Origin of the sequence: Hydrogenophaga aromaticivorans, assembly GCF_013387465.1 — a bacterium.
In the GTDB taxonomy this organism is placed as follows: domain Bacteria; phylum Pseudomonadota; class Gammaproteobacteria; order Burkholderiales; family Burkholderiaceae_C; genus Hydrogenophaga; species Hydrogenophaga aromaticivorans.
In genome coordinates this window covers 692,854-708,827 of the sequence record NZ_VYGV01000016.1, presented here as the reverse complement: position 1 = coordinate 708,827, position 15,974 = coordinate 692,854, and the positions used below count along the sequence as shown (strand labels likewise).

Annotated in this window: 14 protein-coding genes; 8 read left to right on the top strand and 6 right to left on the bottom strand. The window is 66.5% G+C overall.

All coding sequences use genetic code 11. From position 1 onward, the window contains the following. The 4 genes from F3K02_RS27660 to F3K02_RS20455 all read left to right on the top strand — a co-directional run. Nucleotides 1-555: sensor histidine kinase (locus F3K02_RS27660; protein ID WP_246309606.1), on the top strand; the 555-nt coding region annotated here is incomplete at its 5' end. Then, entirely contained in the window at nucleotides 552-1,178 is a 627-nt protein-coding gene (locus F3K02_RS20465; RefSeq protein ID WP_177137451.1) for a response regulator transcription factor, read from the top strand. The genes F3K02_RS27660 and F3K02_RS20465, both read left to right, overlap by 4 nt. A 133-nt stretch (nucleotides 1,179-1,311) precedes the next feature. After that, on the top strand, nucleotides 1,312-1,803 hold the full coding sequence (locus tag F3K02_RS20460; protein WP_177137450.1) for a GlcG/HbpS family heme-binding protein: 492 nt from the start codon (nucleotides 1,312-1,314) through the stop codon (nucleotides 1,801-1,803). Then, nucleotides 1,800-2,480 (top strand): ankyrin repeat domain-containing protein, encoded by a 681-nt coding sequence (locus F3K02_RS20455; RefSeq protein WP_177137449.1) that lies wholly within the window; start codon nucleotides 1,800-1,802, stop codon nucleotides 2,478-2,480. Before F3K02_RS20460 ends, F3K02_RS20455 begins: the two co-directional genes overlap by 4 nt. 295 nt (nucleotides 2,481-2,775) lie before the next feature. Here the strand turns inward: F3K02_RS20455 and tyrS are convergent, their stop codons facing one another. Next, nucleotides 2,776-4,038: a tyrosine--tRNA ligase gene (gene tyrS / locus F3K02_RS20450; RefSeq protein WP_246309604.1), complete on the bottom strand. Its 1,263-nt coding sequence runs from the start codon at nucleotides 4,036-4,038 to the stop codon at nucleotides 2,776-2,778. Nucleotides 4,039-4,235: 197 nt separating this feature from the next. Between tyrS and F3K02_RS20445 the strand changes: the two genes are divergently transcribed. Beyond that, a complete protein-coding gene (locus F3K02_RS20445) occupies nucleotides 4,236-5,609 on the top strand; it encodes a M23 family metallopeptidase (RefSeq protein ID WP_246309603.1) in 1,374 nt (457 codons plus the stop codon). A 111-nt stretch (nucleotides 5,610-5,720) separates the two neighbouring features. Here F3K02_RS20445 and htpX read toward each other — a convergent pair whose 3' ends face one another. The 4 genes from htpX to F3K02_RS20425 form a co-directional block, all read right to left on the bottom strand. Next, nucleotides 5,721-6,590: a protease HtpX gene (gene htpX / locus F3K02_RS20440; RefSeq protein WP_177137448.1), complete on the bottom strand. Its 870-nt coding sequence runs from the start codon at nucleotides 6,588-6,590 to the stop codon at nucleotides 5,721-5,723. Nucleotides 6,591-6,671: 81 nt separating this feature from the next. Continuing rightward, nucleotides 6,672-8,870, bottom strand: coding sequence for a DUF3025 domain-containing protein (locus F3K02_RS27905; protein WP_177137447.1), 2,199 nt, complete (start codon nucleotides 8,868-8,870; stop codon nucleotides 6,672-6,674). Between the two features lie 4 nt (nucleotides 8,871-8,874). Further along, nucleotides 8,875-9,918, bottom strand: a complete 1,044-nt coding sequence (gene pyrC, locus F3K02_RS20430; protein ID WP_177137446.1) for a dihydroorotase — start codon at nucleotides 9,916-9,918, stop codon at nucleotides 8,875-8,877. Nucleotides 9,919-10,042: 124 nt separating this feature from the next. Then, a complete protein-coding gene (locus tag F3K02_RS20425) occupies nucleotides 10,043-10,969 on the bottom strand; it encodes a LysR substrate-binding domain-containing protein (RefSeq protein WP_177137445.1) in 927 nt (308 codons plus the stop codon). A gap of 108 nt (nucleotides 10,970-11,077) precedes the next feature. On the opposite strand from F3K02_RS20425, the gene scpC reads away from it, so the two are divergent. Beyond that, complete coding sequence (gene scpC, locus F3K02_RS20420) at nucleotides 11,078-12,628, top strand: succinyl-CoA:acetate CoA-transferase ScpC (RefSeq protein WP_177137444.1); 1,551 nt, start codon at nucleotides 11,078-11,080, stop codon at nucleotides 12,626-12,628. Between the two features lie 99 nt (nucleotides 12,629-12,727). Here the strand turns inward: scpC and F3K02_RS20415 are convergent, their stop codons facing one another. Beyond that, on the bottom strand, nucleotides 12,728-14,560 hold the full coding sequence (locus F3K02_RS20415; RefSeq protein WP_246309602.1) for an ABCB family ABC transporter ATP-binding protein/permease: 1,833 nt from the start codon (nucleotides 14,558-14,560) through the stop codon (nucleotides 12,728-12,730). A 67-nt stretch (nucleotides 14,561-14,627) separates the two neighbouring features. Between F3K02_RS20415 and F3K02_RS20410 the strand changes: the two genes are divergently transcribed. Beyond that, entirely contained in the window at nucleotides 14,628-15,059 is a 432-nt protein-coding gene (locus F3K02_RS20410; protein WP_177137442.1) for an acyl-CoA thioesterase, read from the top strand. Nucleotides 15,060-15,137: 78 nt separating this feature from the next. Beyond that, nucleotides 15,138-15,950 carry an IclR family transcriptional regulator gene (locus tag F3K02_RS20405; protein ID WP_177137441.1) on the top strand — a complete coding sequence of 271 codons (813 nt, stop codon included), beginning with the start codon at nucleotides 15,138-15,140 and terminating at the stop codon, nucleotides 15,948-15,950. Nucleotides 15,951-15,974: the final 24 nt, after the last annotated feature.

Below are 15,974 nucleotides of genomic sequence, written 5' to 3'. Positions count from 1 at the left end.
GCGCAGGCCGCCGCGCAGGCCCGGCGCGCCGCCGATGTGGTGGGGCGACTGCGCGCAGCGGTGGCGCAGCCCCAACGCCCGGATGCAACGATCACGGACCACGAGGTGGATCTGGCCGATGCACTGCGGCGCGCGCTGCACCTGCTTGAACCCGAATGCCGACGCCGCGGCGTGGTGCCCGAGTTGCAAGCGCCCGACGCGGTTCGCGTGATCGCCGACCCTGTGGCCGTGGACCAGATCGTGCACAACCTGCTGACGAACGCGCTGCAGGCAATGGACGCTGTGGACCCGGCACAACGCACACTACGCCTGACAGTGCAGCGCCTGGATGACGCGGGCGAACTCCGGGTCGCTGACCAAGGAACAGGCATTGCGCCCGAGTTGCTGCCACGCCTGTTCGAACCCTTCTTCTCCACGCGCGAGGGCGGGCTGGGCCTGGGTCTGTCGCTGTGTGAAACGCTGGCTCAGGGCATGGGCGGCACCCTGTCCGCTGCGAACCGGCCCGGCGGCGGAGCGGTCTTCACGCTGCGCTTGCCCTTGCAGGAGCCCACATGAACACGCTCTCGCCGACGGTCCACCTGATCGACGACGACGCGGCCGTGCGCGAGAGCCTGGCGCTGCTGATCGGCACCGTAGGCCTGCGCGTCATCCCCTGGGCCGACCCACAGGCTTTTCTGAGCGCCTTCGACCGCGAGGTGATCGGCGCCATCGTGCTGGATGTGCGCATGCCTGGCATCAGTGGTCTGACGGTGCTCGACACCCTGGTCGCGCAGGGCGTGGACCAGCCGGTGATCATGCTCACCGGCCACGGCACGGTGGACATGTGCCGCCGCGCCTTCAAGGCGGGCGCGGCCGAGTTCCTGGAGAAGCCGGTCAACGACGAGTTGCTGATCGAGGCGCTGCAGAACGCGGTGCGCCAGCATGTTCGTTCGCGCGAGCACCAACTGGCCGACCGCGAAGCGCGCGAACGTTACGCGCAGCTCTCCGAACGCGAACGCGAGGTGCTGGGCCTGATCGTGGCGGGCCTGACCAACAAGGAGATCGGCCGCGCGCTCGATCTCTCGCCTCGCACGGTAGAAACGCACCGCGCCAACCTGTTTGCCAAGCTGCAGGCCGAATCGCTGGCGCAGTTGATCCGCCGCTACACAGCGCTGGTCGACGAACACGACGCATGCTGAGTCGGCCCCACGGTTCCAGCCACTCCGTAGTTCTACGGAGCCCCGCGCGTAGCCCTCCGAATGGTGCGAAATGGCGCAAATTTCTACAGTTCTCCCACGGTTGATTCAACCGCATCACCCCAAGGAGAACCCCATGAAAGCCACCGTTTTTGCATCCACCCTCGCCCTGTCCCTGATCGCCAGCGTCGCCAACGCGCAAGCCGTGCGCACCGAAAAGAACATGTCGCTCGAACTGGCCAGCCAGATCGCCGCCGCCACCGTCGCGTCGTGCAGTGCCAGCGGCTACAACGTGACCGCCGCCGTGGTGGACCGCGCCGGCCACCTGCGCGCCCTGCAGCGGGCCGACAACGCCGGCCCGCACACCTTGGGCGCTGCGCAAGGCAAGGCCTACACATCGGCCTCGGCCCGCAACACCACCGCAGCCATGCTGGAAAACGTGCAGAAGAACCCCGGCGCCGCGACGCTGGTGGACATCCCGGGCTTCCTGGTGCTGGGCGGTGGCGTGCCGGTGAAGGTGGGCAACGAAGTCATCGGTGCGGTCGGCGTAGGCGGTGCACCCGGCGGCCATCTGGACGAGCAATGCGCGAACGCGGGCATCGCCAAAGTGGCCGAGCTGTTGAAATGAAAACGCTGTTACTGGCCCTCTCGCTGGCTTTGGCTGACGAGTCAGTCCAGGCCCAGGTCGCGCCCAGCGCGGTCGAAGCAGCGGCCTACACGGGCCTGCACATGGCTGCGCAGAAAGGGGACGTGGCCAAGATCCAGCGTCTGGTTGCTTCCGGCGCGCCACCGAATGCCACCGACAGCCACGGGCGCACCCCGCTGCACGTGGCCACGTTCGCCCGGCAGCGCGATGCGATCCGGGCGCTGGTGAAGGCCGGTGCCGATCTGAACCAGCTGGAAAACGACCGCTACGACGTCGTGACCATCGCTTCGGTGGCCGACGACGAGGAGACGCTGAAGGTCTTGCTGCAGTTGGGCGCAAGCGCGAAGCAGGTGACCAGCCGCTACGATGGCACGGCCCTGATCGCAGCGGCCCACCTGGGACACGACGGGGTGGTGCGGCAGCTGATCGCGGCCGGCGCGCCACTGGACCATGTGAACAACCTGCACTGGACGGCGGTGATCGAGTCCATCGTGCTGGGCGACGGCGGCGCGCGACACCAGGCGACGCTGAAGGCGCTGATCGATGCCGGGGCCAATCTGCAGCTGGCGGACCGCAGCGGTCAGACGCCTCTTGCGCTGGCCAAGGCTCGCGGTTATCCAGCGATGGTGTCGATGCTGGAAAAGGCCGGGGCTCGGTAAGCCTCTCGCTCTCCAACATTGCCTCAAGGAACGAGCGCCAGCGCTGACCGGCTACGCTCATGTCCCCCGGCTTGGGCTGCGCCCAAGCCTCCTCCTTTACTTCGCTGCGCCGGTCACCACCGTCACTCGTTCCGCCCACACGCAGGCACGCACACCGTCGCACGCCACCATCACTTTGGATCGGGGTGACAGCGCGTTCTGTGCAGTGAGGTCAAGGAGGAGGACCGGTGCAGCCGGTCCGGGGGACACGAACGGAACAGAGCGCGCTGGCGCCCCGATCCCGCGAGGTGCAGGCTTATGAAAGCGTGACGCGAGCAAACTTCCGCTTGCCCACCTGCACCACATACACACCAGCACCCAGTTTCAGACCCTTGTCGCTGACCACAACCGAATCGATGCGCACACCGCCGCCATCGATCAACCGGTTGCCCTCGCCGTTGGACGCTACCAGCCCCGCCGCATTCAGCAGTGCCGCAATGCCCATGGGCGCACCCGACAACGACACCTCGGGAATCTGATCCGGCACACCGCCCTTGCTGCGGTTGATGAAGTCCTGCTCCGCCACATCCGCCGCCGCCGCGCTGTGGAAACGCGCCGTGATCTCCTTGGCCAGCATCACCTTGGCGTCCTTGGGGTTGCGCCCGCCGGCCACTTCCTGCTTCAGCGCCTCGATCTCGGCCAGCGACTTGAACGACAGCAGCGTGTACCAGCGCCACATCAGCGTGTCCGAAATGCTCAACACCTTGGCGAACATGGTGTTGGGCTCTTCGGTGATGCCGATGTAGTTGTTCTTGGACTTCGACATCTTCTCGACGCCGTCCAGGCCTTCGAGCAGTGGCATGGTCAGGATGCACTGCGGCTCCTGGCCGTATTCCTGCTGCAGGTGGCGGCCCATCAGCAGGTTGAACTTCTGGTCCGTGCCGCCCAACTCCAGATCGCTCTTCAACGCCACCGAGTCGTAACCCTGCATCAGCGGGTACAGGAACTCGTGCACGCTGATCGGCGTGCCGGCCTTGAAACGGTCGTGAAAGTCGTTGCGCTCCATCATGCGCGCCACGGTGTACTTGGCGGCCAGCTGGATCATGCCCATCGAACCCAGCGGCAGACTCCACTCGCTGTTGTAGCGGATCTCGGTCTTCGCCGGGTCCAGCACCAGACTGGCCTGCTTGTAGTAGGTCTCGGCGTTGGCCTTGATCTGCTCGGGGGTCAGCGGTGGGCGCGTGTTGTTGCGCCCGGACGGGTCGCCGATCAGGCTGGTGAAGTCGCCGATCAGGAAAATCACCTGGTGCCCCAGGTCCTGCAGCTGGCGCATCTTGTTCAGCACCACGGTGTGGCCGATGTGGATGTCGGGCGCGGTCGGGTCCAGGCCGAGCTTGATGCGCAGCGGCACACCGGTGGCTTCGGACCTCGCCAGTTTCTTCACCCAGTCGTCCTGGGGAATCAGTTCTTCGATGCCCCGCAGGGTCACCGCCAGTGCCTCGCGCACACCGTCTGTCGGCTGGACCGCCTCCGAGGTGGGTTTCTGAACACCTTTTGTTTCGTTAAGGCTGTGATTCATAAGGGTTTTTTCAGATGCAACAGCCCTGGAACTGGCTATACTTTTGGTTTCCGAGCGTGGATTTTAGTGGTCCTGCCCCCGAGCGTCCCGGCGAGACGCAGCCCGCAGCTCCGCGGGAGGGCCCGTGTCCTGCTTCTGGTCCCTTTTTCTTCTTTGATTGCGTGCCGCTCCGGTGGCCCGCCCGCTGGAACCGTACCTTGATTTCAAACCGCCCGGACTCGCTGCCCCAGCTTGCACGCTCTTCCTCCAGCCTCCTGGTCCGTGGCCTGACCCGGTATCCCCGCCGCATCATGCTCGGCGTGGGTGCGGTTTTGCTGGGCACCGGCGTCACCGCGTTTGGCATCGCACCACTGGCCCCCGATGCCGCCAACCTGCCTGTGCGGCAAGTGATCGAGGCACTGGACACGGCCCCCCTGGGTGCCCCGCTGCTCAACGATCTTTCTGTGCCCGCCGCGTCGCTCACGCTGTTCCGCAGCGACCAGGTGCGTCGCGATGACACCGCCCAGAGCCTGTTGCAGCGCCTCGGTGTGGCCGACTCGGCGGCCCTGGCGTTTCTGCGCGACGACGCCACGGCGCGCCAGTTGTTCACTGGCCGCCCCGGCAAGCTGGTCACCGTGGAAACCAACGACCGCCACGAACTGCAGCGCCTGAGCGCACGTTGGCTGCCCGACGACGAGCGCCAGTTCCAGCGCCTGGTGATCACCAGCGGCCCGCAGGGCTACAACGTGCAACTCGAAACCGCCGAACTCACGCCCAGCGTCCGCCTGGCCGGCGGCGTCATCAACAGCTCGCTGTTTGCCGCCACCGACGCCATCGGCCTGCCCGACAGCGTGGCGGTGCAACTGGCCGAGATCTTCGCGTCCGACATCGACTTCCGTCGCAACCTGCGCCAGGGTGATCACTTCAGCGTGGTCTACGAAAGCCTGGAAGCCGACGGCGAAACCATGCGTGCGGGTCGGGTGCTCAGCGCCGAATTCGTCAACGACGGGCAAAAACACGAAGCCATCTGGTTCGAGGAACCCGGTCAGAAGGGGGCCTATTACGGCTTCGATGGCCAAAGTTCGCGCAAATCCTACCTGGGTTCACCGCTGGAGTTTTCCCGCGTCAGCAGCGGCTACGGCATGCGCTTCCACCCCATCTCGGGCAAGCAGAAAGCCCACTTGGGCGTGGACTACGCCGCCCCCACCGGAACGCCCGTGCGCACCATCGGTGACGGCGTGGTCACCTTTGCAGGCTGGCAACGCGGCTACGGCAACGTGATCGAGGTCACCCACCGCGATGCCCAGTCCACCCTCTTTGCCCACCTGAGCCGCATCGATGTCCGCAAGGGGCAGAAAGTGTCGCAGGGCGACCGCCTGGGCGCAGTGGGCTCCACCGGTGCCTCGACCGGCCCGCACCTGCACTTCGAATTCCGCGACCGGGGCGTGCACCGGGACCCGCTGGAAATTGCCCGTCAGAGCGAAAACATTCCGGTGAGCCCGACGTTCCGCGCCCGCTTTGAAGCGGTGGCGCAGTCGCAGCGGCAACACCTCGCCGCAGCGGCCACGGTCCAGCAGGCCAGCGCTGAATAAGCCACCGTCCGGCGATCTTCCCCTCAAACAAAAAAGCCCTGCGAGAAATCGCAGGGCTTTTTTTCTGGCCGGGACGCCACCGATCGAATCGGTGGATCCCGAGCGCACGGATCAGAGTTTCTGCAGCGCGTCGATGCGTTCTTCCATCGGCGGGTGGGTCGAGAACAGCTTGCCCAGGCCACCGGTGATGCCCATGGCCTGCATGGTTTTGGGCAACTCGCCGGGGGTCAGGCCGCCCAGGCGGGCCAGCGCGTTGATCATGGGCTGCTTGCGGCCCATCAGGCTGGCGGCTCCGGCGTCGGCGCGGAACTCGCGCTGGCGGCTGAACCAGGCCACGATGATGGCGGCCAGGAAGCCCAGCACGATGTCCATCACGATGGTGGTCACCATGTAGCCGATGCCCGGGCCGGAGTTGTTGTCGCTGCCGCGGCGCAGGAAGCTGTCCACCGCGTAGCCGATCACACGGCTCAGGAACACCACGAAGGTGTTCATCACGCCCTGGATCAGCGTCATGGTCACCATGTCACCGTTGGCCACGTGGGCCACCTCGTGACCGATCACGGCCTCGACCTCGTCCCGCGTCATGCCCTGCAGCAGGCCGGTGGATACCGCCACCAGGGCCGAGTTCTTGAAGGCACCGGTGGCGAACGCATTGGGCGCGCCGTCGTAGATCGCGACTTCGGGCATGCCGATGCCGGCCTTCTCGGCAAACTTCTGCACCGTCTGCACGATCCAGGCCTCGTCGGCGTTCTGCGGCTGGTTGATGATGCGCGCGCCGGTGCTCATCTTGGCCATCGTCTTGCTCATCAGCAGGGAGATGATGGCGCCCCCAAAACCGATCACGAGCGAGAACCCGGCCAGTGCCGTCATGTCCAGCCCGTTGGCGGTGAGGAAACGGTCCACCCCCAGGATGCGGGTGGTGACCAGCAGCACCGCCATGACGGCGAAGTTGGTCAGGACAAACAACAGGATGCGTTTCATGCAATCTCCAGGGAAGGGAACAACGGGCAAATCATAGTGGGGGCGGCAGACACCGATTTCAAGCTGGGGCCATGTTTGGGCTCAAACCTGCGGCAGCAGGTAACGCCGCTCCCAGGCGCTGATCTCGTTCAGAAAATGGTCGTGCTCCAGCGCCTTCACCGCCAGGTAACCGCGCACGAAGCGCTCGCCCAGCAGGCGCGGCGCGTGCTCGCTGGCTGCCATTTGTTCGTGGGCGGTGTCAAAAGTTCGCGGCAGACCACGCGCCTGGGCATAACCATTGCCCTCCACGGGCGCCGTGGGCTGCACCTTGCCTTCCATGCCGGCCAGCCCGGCGGCCAGCGTGGCGGCCATGGCCAGGTAGGGGTTGGCATCGGCGCCCGCCAGGCGGTTTTCCACCCGGCGTGCCACGGGAGCACTCACGGGCACGCGCAGGCCGGCTGTGCGGTTGTCGTAGCCCCACTGCACATTGGTCGGCGCCTGGCTGCCGGCCACGTAGCGGCGGTAGCTGTTGACGGTGGGCGCGTAGATCAGCATCAGGTCCGGCGTGCAGCTCTGCAGGCCACCGAGGTAGTGGAAGAAGGCCTCGCTGGCCGAGCCGTCGGCGTTGCTGAACACATTGCGCCCCTGCGCGTCCACCACGCTCTGGTGCAGGTGCATGGAGCTGCCGGCCTGGCCCGCAATGGGTTTGGCCATGAAGACGGCGTTGAGACCGTGCTGCAAAGCGATCTCGCGCGCGGCGGTCTTGAACAGGAAGGCCTGGTCGGCCACCGCCACCGGGTCGCCGTGCAGCAGGTTGATCTCGTACTGGTTCTCGCCCACCTCGTGCAGCCAGGTGTCGGCACGGATGCCCAGGCCGTCGATGGCGGCATGAAAGGCATCCCAGAACGGCGCCAGCTCGTTGAGTGCGTTCAGGCTGAAAGCCGACTGACCCACCTCGGGGCGACCGCCCTTGCCGGTGGGTGAGGCCAGCGGCAGGGCTGGGTCGGTCATGGCGGCGGTCAGGTAGAACTCGATCTCGGGCGCGATCACCGGCGTGAGGCCCAACACGGTGTAACGCGCCACCACGTTCTTCAGCACCGAGCGCGGCGCGAATTCGCACAGGCTGCCGTCCATCTCGTAGGCATCGTGCACCGCCAGGTAGCGCGGCGTGCTGGCCCAGGGCGAGCGCTTGAGCGTGGCGAGGTCGGGCATCAGGCGCACGTCCGGGTCGCTGTCCGGGAAGACCGGGTCGTAGCTGTATTCGCCCGTCACGCACTGCATGGGGATGGCCTGGCAGATGCGCAGTTCGCCGCCCGCTGCAAAGCTGGCCGCGGGCATGAGCTTGCCGCGCGGGTAGCCGGTGACGTCGGCAAACAGGCATTCCACGTCGCGCACGCCGCTGGCTTTGAAATGGGCGGCGAGCTGGGCGCGGTCGGCGTTCTGCGACAGCTTGAGGTGAGACCACGAAGGGGAAACGGGCAAGGTCATGGGTTGTCCAGCAAAACAAACGGGAGCGCCGTCGGCGGACGGCGCAGCGCGCCTGGGGCGAAACACGCCGGCGTCGGTGTAATACGCGGGGTCTTCATTGGCGGGCCACCAGCCCGGCACCCCCAGCACGGGCAGGGGCGTGAACGGCTTGGCACCCAGCCCGGCGGCCGTCAAACGACCGGCCAGCCAGGCGTCCCAAGCCGCCAGATCGTCCCCCAGGGCCAGCGGCACCGGCTCGCGATACACATGGCCGGTGATGGACTTGTAGGGGGCCACCAGCTTTTCGGTCAGCGCGTGACCAAACAGTACCAGCCGCGCCTGTGCCCACAGGGGCCGCAGCGCCACGAAGAGGCGGGTCCATTCGCGCGCGATCAGCGCCTCCCAGAGCTCTTCAGGGGCCTGCAACAGCACCGCGTTTTCATCAAACAGGGTGATCGCATCGCGCACCGGCCCACGCACCTGACCGACGCCGGCCTTCGCGATTTCAGTCGCCTGCAGGCGGTTGAGCAGGCGCTTGGTGGCGGGGAAGCGCATCCACACCAGACCGTTGAAAAAATCGTGCAGGCCTTCGCGCGTGGGCACGCTGCCGGTGTCGAAGATGAACCGCTCGTAGGCCACGCCCTCAGGCAGATCGGTCTGCGGCACAAAGCGCGGGCCAGCGGTGCCGATGCGCTGCGTCAGCGCCTGCGGCAGCGGAACACCCTGTTCACAGGCGCCGCGCACCGACGCGCCGTCTTCAGCGAACGGCGCGTTCCAGGGCTGAGACCAGTCGGGCGCCGGCCAGGTCTGCACCGCCTCGGAGAACGCGCACATGGACTCAGGCGATCAATTTCCAGGGCAAGGCTTCACCCGACCGCAGGGGCTTGAGTTCGGCCTCGCCAAACGCAAAGCTCTCCGGCGGCGTCCAGCTTTCGCGCTTCAGGGTGATGGTGCCGGTGTTGCGCGGCAGGCCGTAAAAATCGGCGCCAAAGAAACTGGCAAAACCCTCCAGCTTGTCGAGCGCGCTCGCCGCGTCGAAGGCCTCGGCGTACATCTCGATGGCGGCGTGGGCGGTGTAGCAGCCGGCGCAGCCGGTGGCGTGTTCCTTCAGGTGGGCCGGGTGCGGCGCGCTGTCGGTACCGAGGAAGAACTTGGGGCTGCCACCGGTGGCCGCGGCCACCAGGGCCTGGCGGTGGGTTTCGCGCTTGAGCACCGGCAGGCAATACCAGTGCGGGCGGATGCCACCGGTGAAGATGGCGTTGCGGTTGTAAAGCAGGTGGTGCGCGGTGAGGGTGGCACCCAGGTACTGGTCCGACTCGGCCACGTATTGCGCGGCTTCTTTCGTCGTGATGTGCTCCATCACGATCTTGAGCTCGGGGAAGTCCTTGCGCAACGGCTGCAGTTGCTGCTCGATGAACACGGCCTCGCGGTCGAACAGGTCGATGTCGGGACTGGTCACTTCGCCGTGCACCAGCAGCAGCATGCCGGCCTTCTGCATGGCTTCCAGCGTTTTGTAGGTCTTGCGGATGTCGGTCACGCCGGCGTCGCTGTTGGTGGTGGCGCCGGCCGGGTAGAGCTTGGCGGCGACCACGCCGGCGTCTTTGGCGCGGGCGATCTCGTCGGCCGGCAGGTTGTCGGTCAGGTACAGCGTCATCAGCGGCTCGAAGGCCACGCCCGCGGGCACGGCGGCGCGGATGCGATCGGCGTAGGCCAGGGCCTGGGCCGCGGTGGTCACCGGCGGCTTGAGGTTGGGCATGATGATCGCGCGGCCGAACTGGGCGGCCGTGTGCGGCACCACGGTGTGCAGGGCCTCGCCGTCGCGCACGTGCAGGTGCCAGTCGTCGGGGCGGGTGATGGTGAGGGTTTGAGCTGGGGCGTTCATGAAGGAATTGTCCCACCCCCGCGCCGCCTTCGGCGTCACCCCCTCACGGTGGCGCCGCCAGCGGCCCGGCAAGGCCGGTTCCGCGGCTGCCTTGGCTGGCGCCCTGGCAACGCGAGCAGGATCCTCAGGCCTTGGCCGTAGCGGCCAGGTGTTTTTCCAGATCGTTCCAGAACGCATCCACCGAGCCTTTGGCCTTGCGCGTGCCCGGCCGCTCACGGTAGATGCGGATGTCCAGCGCGGTATCGAGGCCCTGCCCGGCACTCACCAGGCGCTTGCCGCGCAGTTCGCGGCGCACGGCGCTGGCCGGCAGGAAGGCGATGCCATGGCCTTCGAGCGCCATGGCCTTGAGGCCTTCGGCCATGTCGGTTTCGTAGATGCGGTCCAGGTGCACCGGCGCGGTGCTCTGCTTGAGCATCTGCTCCACGGCGCGCCCCATGTAGGCGCCGGGCGCATAGGCCAGGTAGGGCAGCGGATGCGCCACCGTGCCCGGCAGCGTGTACAGCGGTTCACCCTGTTCGTTGGGTTTGACATAGGGCGACAGCGTCTCGCGACCCAGCGGCAGCATCTCGTAGCGCGCGGCGTCCAGCTGGATCGGCTGCGAGGTGTGGTGGTAGGCGATCAGCAGGTCGCAGCTGCCTTCGACCAGACGCATCACGGCGTCGTGCACGTTGAGCGCAATCAGCCGGCTCTTGATCGGACCGCAGCTCTCGCGCAGGCTGGAGAGCCAGGCCGGAAAGAAGGTGAAGGCCAGCGTGTGCGGCACCGCGAACTCGATCACGTCTTGCGCCGCGGCCGTGTGGGCCCTGAGCATGGCGCGCGTGGTCTGCAGCGCCTGCAGGGTTTCCAGCGCCTGCTCGTAGAGCGTCTGACCCGCGGGCGTGAGGCGGGTGGGGTAGGACGACCGGTCCACCAGATCGGTGCCGGCCCAGGCTTCGAGCGACTGGATGCGGCGCGAGAACGCGGGCTGGGTGACGTGGCGCAGCTGCGCCGAACGGCTGAAGCTGCGGGTTTCAGCCAGGCTCACAAAATCTTCCAGCCACTTGGTTTCCATGGCCGCGGATTATGCGCGCGGGTGAATTCCGGTGTTGTTTGACGCTTTGCGGTCTTGGGCATCCGTTACGATAGCAGGTACCTAGGGTTAACCCTTATCTCTGATCCCATGACACAGAACCCGCCCGATATCCGCCCGTCCCGCATCGCCCACGCCGGCCTGCGCCAGAAAATCATGTCGGCCGAGGCCGCCGCCGCCCTCATCGAAAACGGTGACCACGTGGGCATGAGCGGCTTCACCGGCGCCGGCTACCCGAAAGCGATCCCGCTCGCCCTGGCCCGCCACATCCAGGCCCACCACGATGCCGGCAAGGCATTCCGCATCGGCGTCTGGACCGGTGCCTCCACCGCGCCCGAGCTCGACGGCGCACTGGCCAAAGTCGGCGGCATGGACATGCGCCTGCCCTACCAGTCCGACCCGACCTGCCGCGCGCGCATCAACGACGGCGAGATGGCCTACATGGACATCCACCTCTCGCACGTGGCGCAGTACGTGTGGTTCGGCTTTCTGGGCAAGCTCAACGTGGCGGTGATCGAGGTCGCGGGCATCCTGGAAGACGGTCGCCTGATCCCGGCCACCTCGGTGGGCAACAACAAGACCTGGCTGGACCAGGCCGACAAGGTCATCCTGGAGGTCAACCACGGCCACAGCCTGGGCCTGGAAGGCATGCACGACATCTACTACGGCACCGAGCGCCCGCCGCACCGCAAGCCGATCCCCATGACCCACGCGGGTGACCGCATCGGCGAGCCCTACCTGCGTTGCGACCCGGCCAAGGTGATCGCCATCGTCGAGACCCAGCTGCCCGACCGCGACACGCGCTTCTCGGCGCCCGACGAGCCGTCGAAACGCATCGCCGGCCACCTGATGGACTTCCTGCAGGACGAAGTGGCACAAGGCCGCCTGCCGCCCGAGCTGCTGCCGCTGCAGTCGGGCGTGGGCAACATCGCCAACGCCGTGATGGAAAGCCTGAACGAAGGCCCGTTCAACGATCTGCAGGGTTACACCGAGGTGCTGCAGGACGGCATGCTGGCCATGCTCAAGTCCGGCAAGATGGCCATGGCCTCGTCCACCGCACTCTCGTTCTCGGCGCCGGTCATGGAAGAGTTCCTCGCCAACCTCGACTTCTACCGCGAGCGCATCGTGCTGCGGCCGCAGGAGATCAGCAACCACCCCGAGGTGATCCGCCGCTTGGGCATCATTGCCATGAACGGCATGATCGAGGCCGACCTCTACGGCAACGTGAACTCCACCCACGTGATGGGCACGCGCATCATGAACGGCATCGGCGGCTCGGGCGACTTCGCGCGCAACGCCTATCTCTCGGTGTTCATGACGCCGTCCACCGCCAAGGGCGGCAGCATCAGCTGCATCGTGCCCATGGTCAGCCACGTGGACCACACCGAACACGACGTGCAGATCGTCGTCACCGAACAGGGCCTGGCCGACCTGCGCGGCCTGTCACCGCGCCAGCGTTCGCGCCGCATCATCGAACGCTGCGCCCACCCGGATTTCAGGCCCGCGCTGCTCGACTACGTGGAACGCAGCGAGGCCAACGCCCGCGCCGGCCATGGCGGCATGCACACGCCGCACCTGCTGGACGAAGCGCTGTCGTGGCACAACCGGTATGAGCAGACGGGGAAAATGCTGGCGGACTGAGCGAAGCGAGTTCAGCCCGACCCCGCTCGACGCGAGCAGCGCAAGGCACCGCGCAGCGGCCCGGACTTCGGCCCACAAAAGCCACGAGAGAAGAATCAGTCAGTCCGTCCCAGACTGCTGCAAAGCCCACATCCCGGCGTAGACGCCTCCGGCAGACACCAGCTGCGAGTGCGTGCCCCGCTCAACGATCTCCCCATTGACCAACACCAGGATCTCGTGGGCATCCACCACCGTCGACAAGCGGTGCGCAATCACCAGTGAGGTCTTGTTCCGCGCCGCACTTTTCAACTCCGCCTGGATCGCCCGCTCGTTCGCCGAATCCAGCGCCGAGGTCGCCTCGTCAAAGATCACGATCGGCGGGTTCTTCAGCAGCGTGCGCGCAATCGCCACCCGCTGCTTCTCGCCACCCGAGAGCTTCAAGCCGCGCTCGCCCACCGTGGTGGCATAACCCAGCGGCAGCTTCTGGATGAAGCTGTGGATGTGCGCCGCCTGCGCCGCGGCCACCGCGGCCTCGTGACCCGCCTCGGGCCGGCCGTAGAGGATGTTGTATTCGATGGTGTCGTTGAACAGCACCGTGTCCTGCGGCACGATGCCGATGGCCTGGCGCACGCTGGACTGGGTGACTTCGCGGATGTCCTGGCCGTTGATGAGGATGCGCCCGCCGCCATGCGGCCCGCCCGGCTCGTGGTTGCTCACGTCGTAAAAGCGGTAGAGCAAGCGGGCCAGCGTGCTCTTGCCCGAGCCCGAGGGCCCGACCACCGCCACCGTCTTGCCGGCCGGGATGTGAAAGCTGATGCCGTGCAGGATCTCGCGCGCCGGCTCGTAGGAGAAGCGCACGTTCTCGAATTGGACCGAAGGCGGACCGTCGAGCACCAGGTCCTGCGCACCCGGCTGGTCGGCGATTTCGCGTTCCTTCTCCAACAGCACGAACATCTTGTCCAGGTCGGTCAGGCTCTGCTTGATCTCGCGGTAGAGCACGCCCAGGAAACCCAGCGGGATGTAGAGCTGGATCATGAAGGCGTTGACCATCACCAGATCGCCCAGCGTCATGCGGCCCTCGGCCACGCCCTGCGTCGCGCGCCAGAGCATGAGCACCAGCGCGATCGCGATCACGAGTTGCTGCCCGGCGTTCAGCAGCGACAGCGTGGTCTGGCTCTTGATACGCGCGCGGCGCAGCTTCTCCAGCGCTTCGTCGTAGCGGCGCGCCTCGAAAGCCTCGTTGTTGAAGTACTTGACCGTTTCGTAGTTGAGCAGCGAGTCGATGGCGCGCGTCTGGCTGGTGGACTCCAGCTCGTTCATCTCACGCCGGAACTTGGTGCGCCATTCGGTCACCGTCACGGTGAAGGTCACGTAGAGCACCAGCGCCACCAGCGTGATCCACACGTAGCCCATGTCGAACTTGGTGCCCAGCAGCGTGAGCACCATGATCACTTCGATCAGCGTCGGGAAGATGCTGTAGAGCGAATACGAAATCAGCGACTGCACGCCGCGTGTGCCGCGTTCGATGTCGCGCGTCATGCCGCCGGTCTGGCGCTCCAGGTGGAAGCGCAGGCTGAGCGCGTGCAGGTGCCCGAACACCTGCAGCGCAATGCTGCGCGTGGCGCCCTCGGTGGCCTTGGCGAACACCAGTTCGCGCAATTCGGTGAACACGGTCGTGGACAGGCGCAGCAGCCCGTAGGCCACGATCAGGCCCAGCGGCACCACCAGCAGCGCCTCGACGCTGCCGGGTTTGATCGTCATCGCGTCCACCAGCTCCTTGAGCAACAGCGGCACGCCCACGTTGGCCATCTTGGCCCCCACCATGAACGCCAGCGCAAAGCCCACCCGCCACTTGTATTGCCACAGGTAGGGCAACAGGCGCGAGAGCGTGGCCCAGTCGGAGCGGCGCGGGGCCGGCGCAGCCCCGGGGGCGGGCGCCGCCGGCAGTGGCATGGAAACACGGGATGAGTGGGGGCGCATGCGGGACAATCGGGCAATCGTTGATTCAGAGATTGTGCCCATGTCCACCGAAACAAGCCCCCGCCCACAAACCACCCTGCCCCTGGACCGCGAGCTGGTGCTCAAAGTGATCCCCATGCCGGCCGACTGCAACGCCAACGGCGACATCTTTGGCGGCTGGGTCATGGCCCAGGTGGACCTGGCGGGCGCGGTGGTGCCGGCCCGCTATTGCCGGGACCGCATGGTCACCGTGGCGGTGAACCAGTTCATCTTCAAGCAGCCGGTGCGCGTGGGCGACATCCTGAGCTTCTTCGCCCACGTCACACGCATCGGAAACACCTCGATCACCGTGCAGGTCGAGGTGTTCGCCGAGCGCTTTGGCACACAGGGCCAGTACGCGAAGGTCACCGAGGCCAGCCTGACCTACGTCGCCGTCGACCATGAAGGCCGGCCACAGCAGATTCCCCGCGATGGGCTTCAGCAACCCACCTGATCCGATCCGAGCCAGGTCTCGAAAAGGTCAGGCTAAGATTGTCCATGGACAAACGCTTTCCATGGAGCCACGAACCCGATGCCACCTGAACCCAAAGCCGCCAGACAGCCCGCCGCACCGGTGAAAAAGAGCGTGCGCGTGCGCGATGTGCCGGCGGTGACACGGTCCATCGCCATCCTGCGGCTGCTGGGGCGAACCAACCAGGCCATGGGCGTCAAGGCCATCGCCGACGAGCTGGGCCTGGTGCCCAGCACCTGCCTGCACATCCTGCGGGTGCTGGTGAGCGAAGAACTGGTGAAACTGGAACCCGGCACCAAACACTATGCCCTTGGCAGCGGCATGATCAGCCTGGCGCGCAGCGTGCTCAAAGGGGGCAGTTTTGCCCAGCTGGCCCAGCCGGGGCTCGACCGGCTCGCGTCTGCCTACGGTGTGACGGCGATGGGCGTTGAAGTGACGCCCAAGCAGACGGTGGTGGTGCTGGCCCTGTCGAAGTCGGACCAGCCTTTCCGCGTGCACACCGACGTTGGCAGCCAGTTCTCGTCCCTGGTGAGCGCCACCGGGCGCCTGATCGCCGCCTACAGCGGTGAAAACTGGACCCTGCTGCGCAAAAAGTTCGGCGCCATCGAGTGGGACAAAGCCCCGAGCTTTGCCCAGTGGAAAAAGGAGGTCGAAGAAACCCGGGTTCGGGGCTGGAGCGTGGACCGCGACAACTTCATGAGCGGTATCACGGTCGTGGCGGTGCCGATCTTCGAGCCATCGGGCCGGCTCATGCACACGCTGGTGGCTGTCGGCCTGTCCAGCCAGCTGCATGCGACCGCCACGTCGCAACTGGCGGCCGCGATGCAGCGGGAAGCCCGGTCGGTCGCGGACCTGCTGCTCGACCGACACTGACCCCCCGTGGCCAGTTGCGCCCGG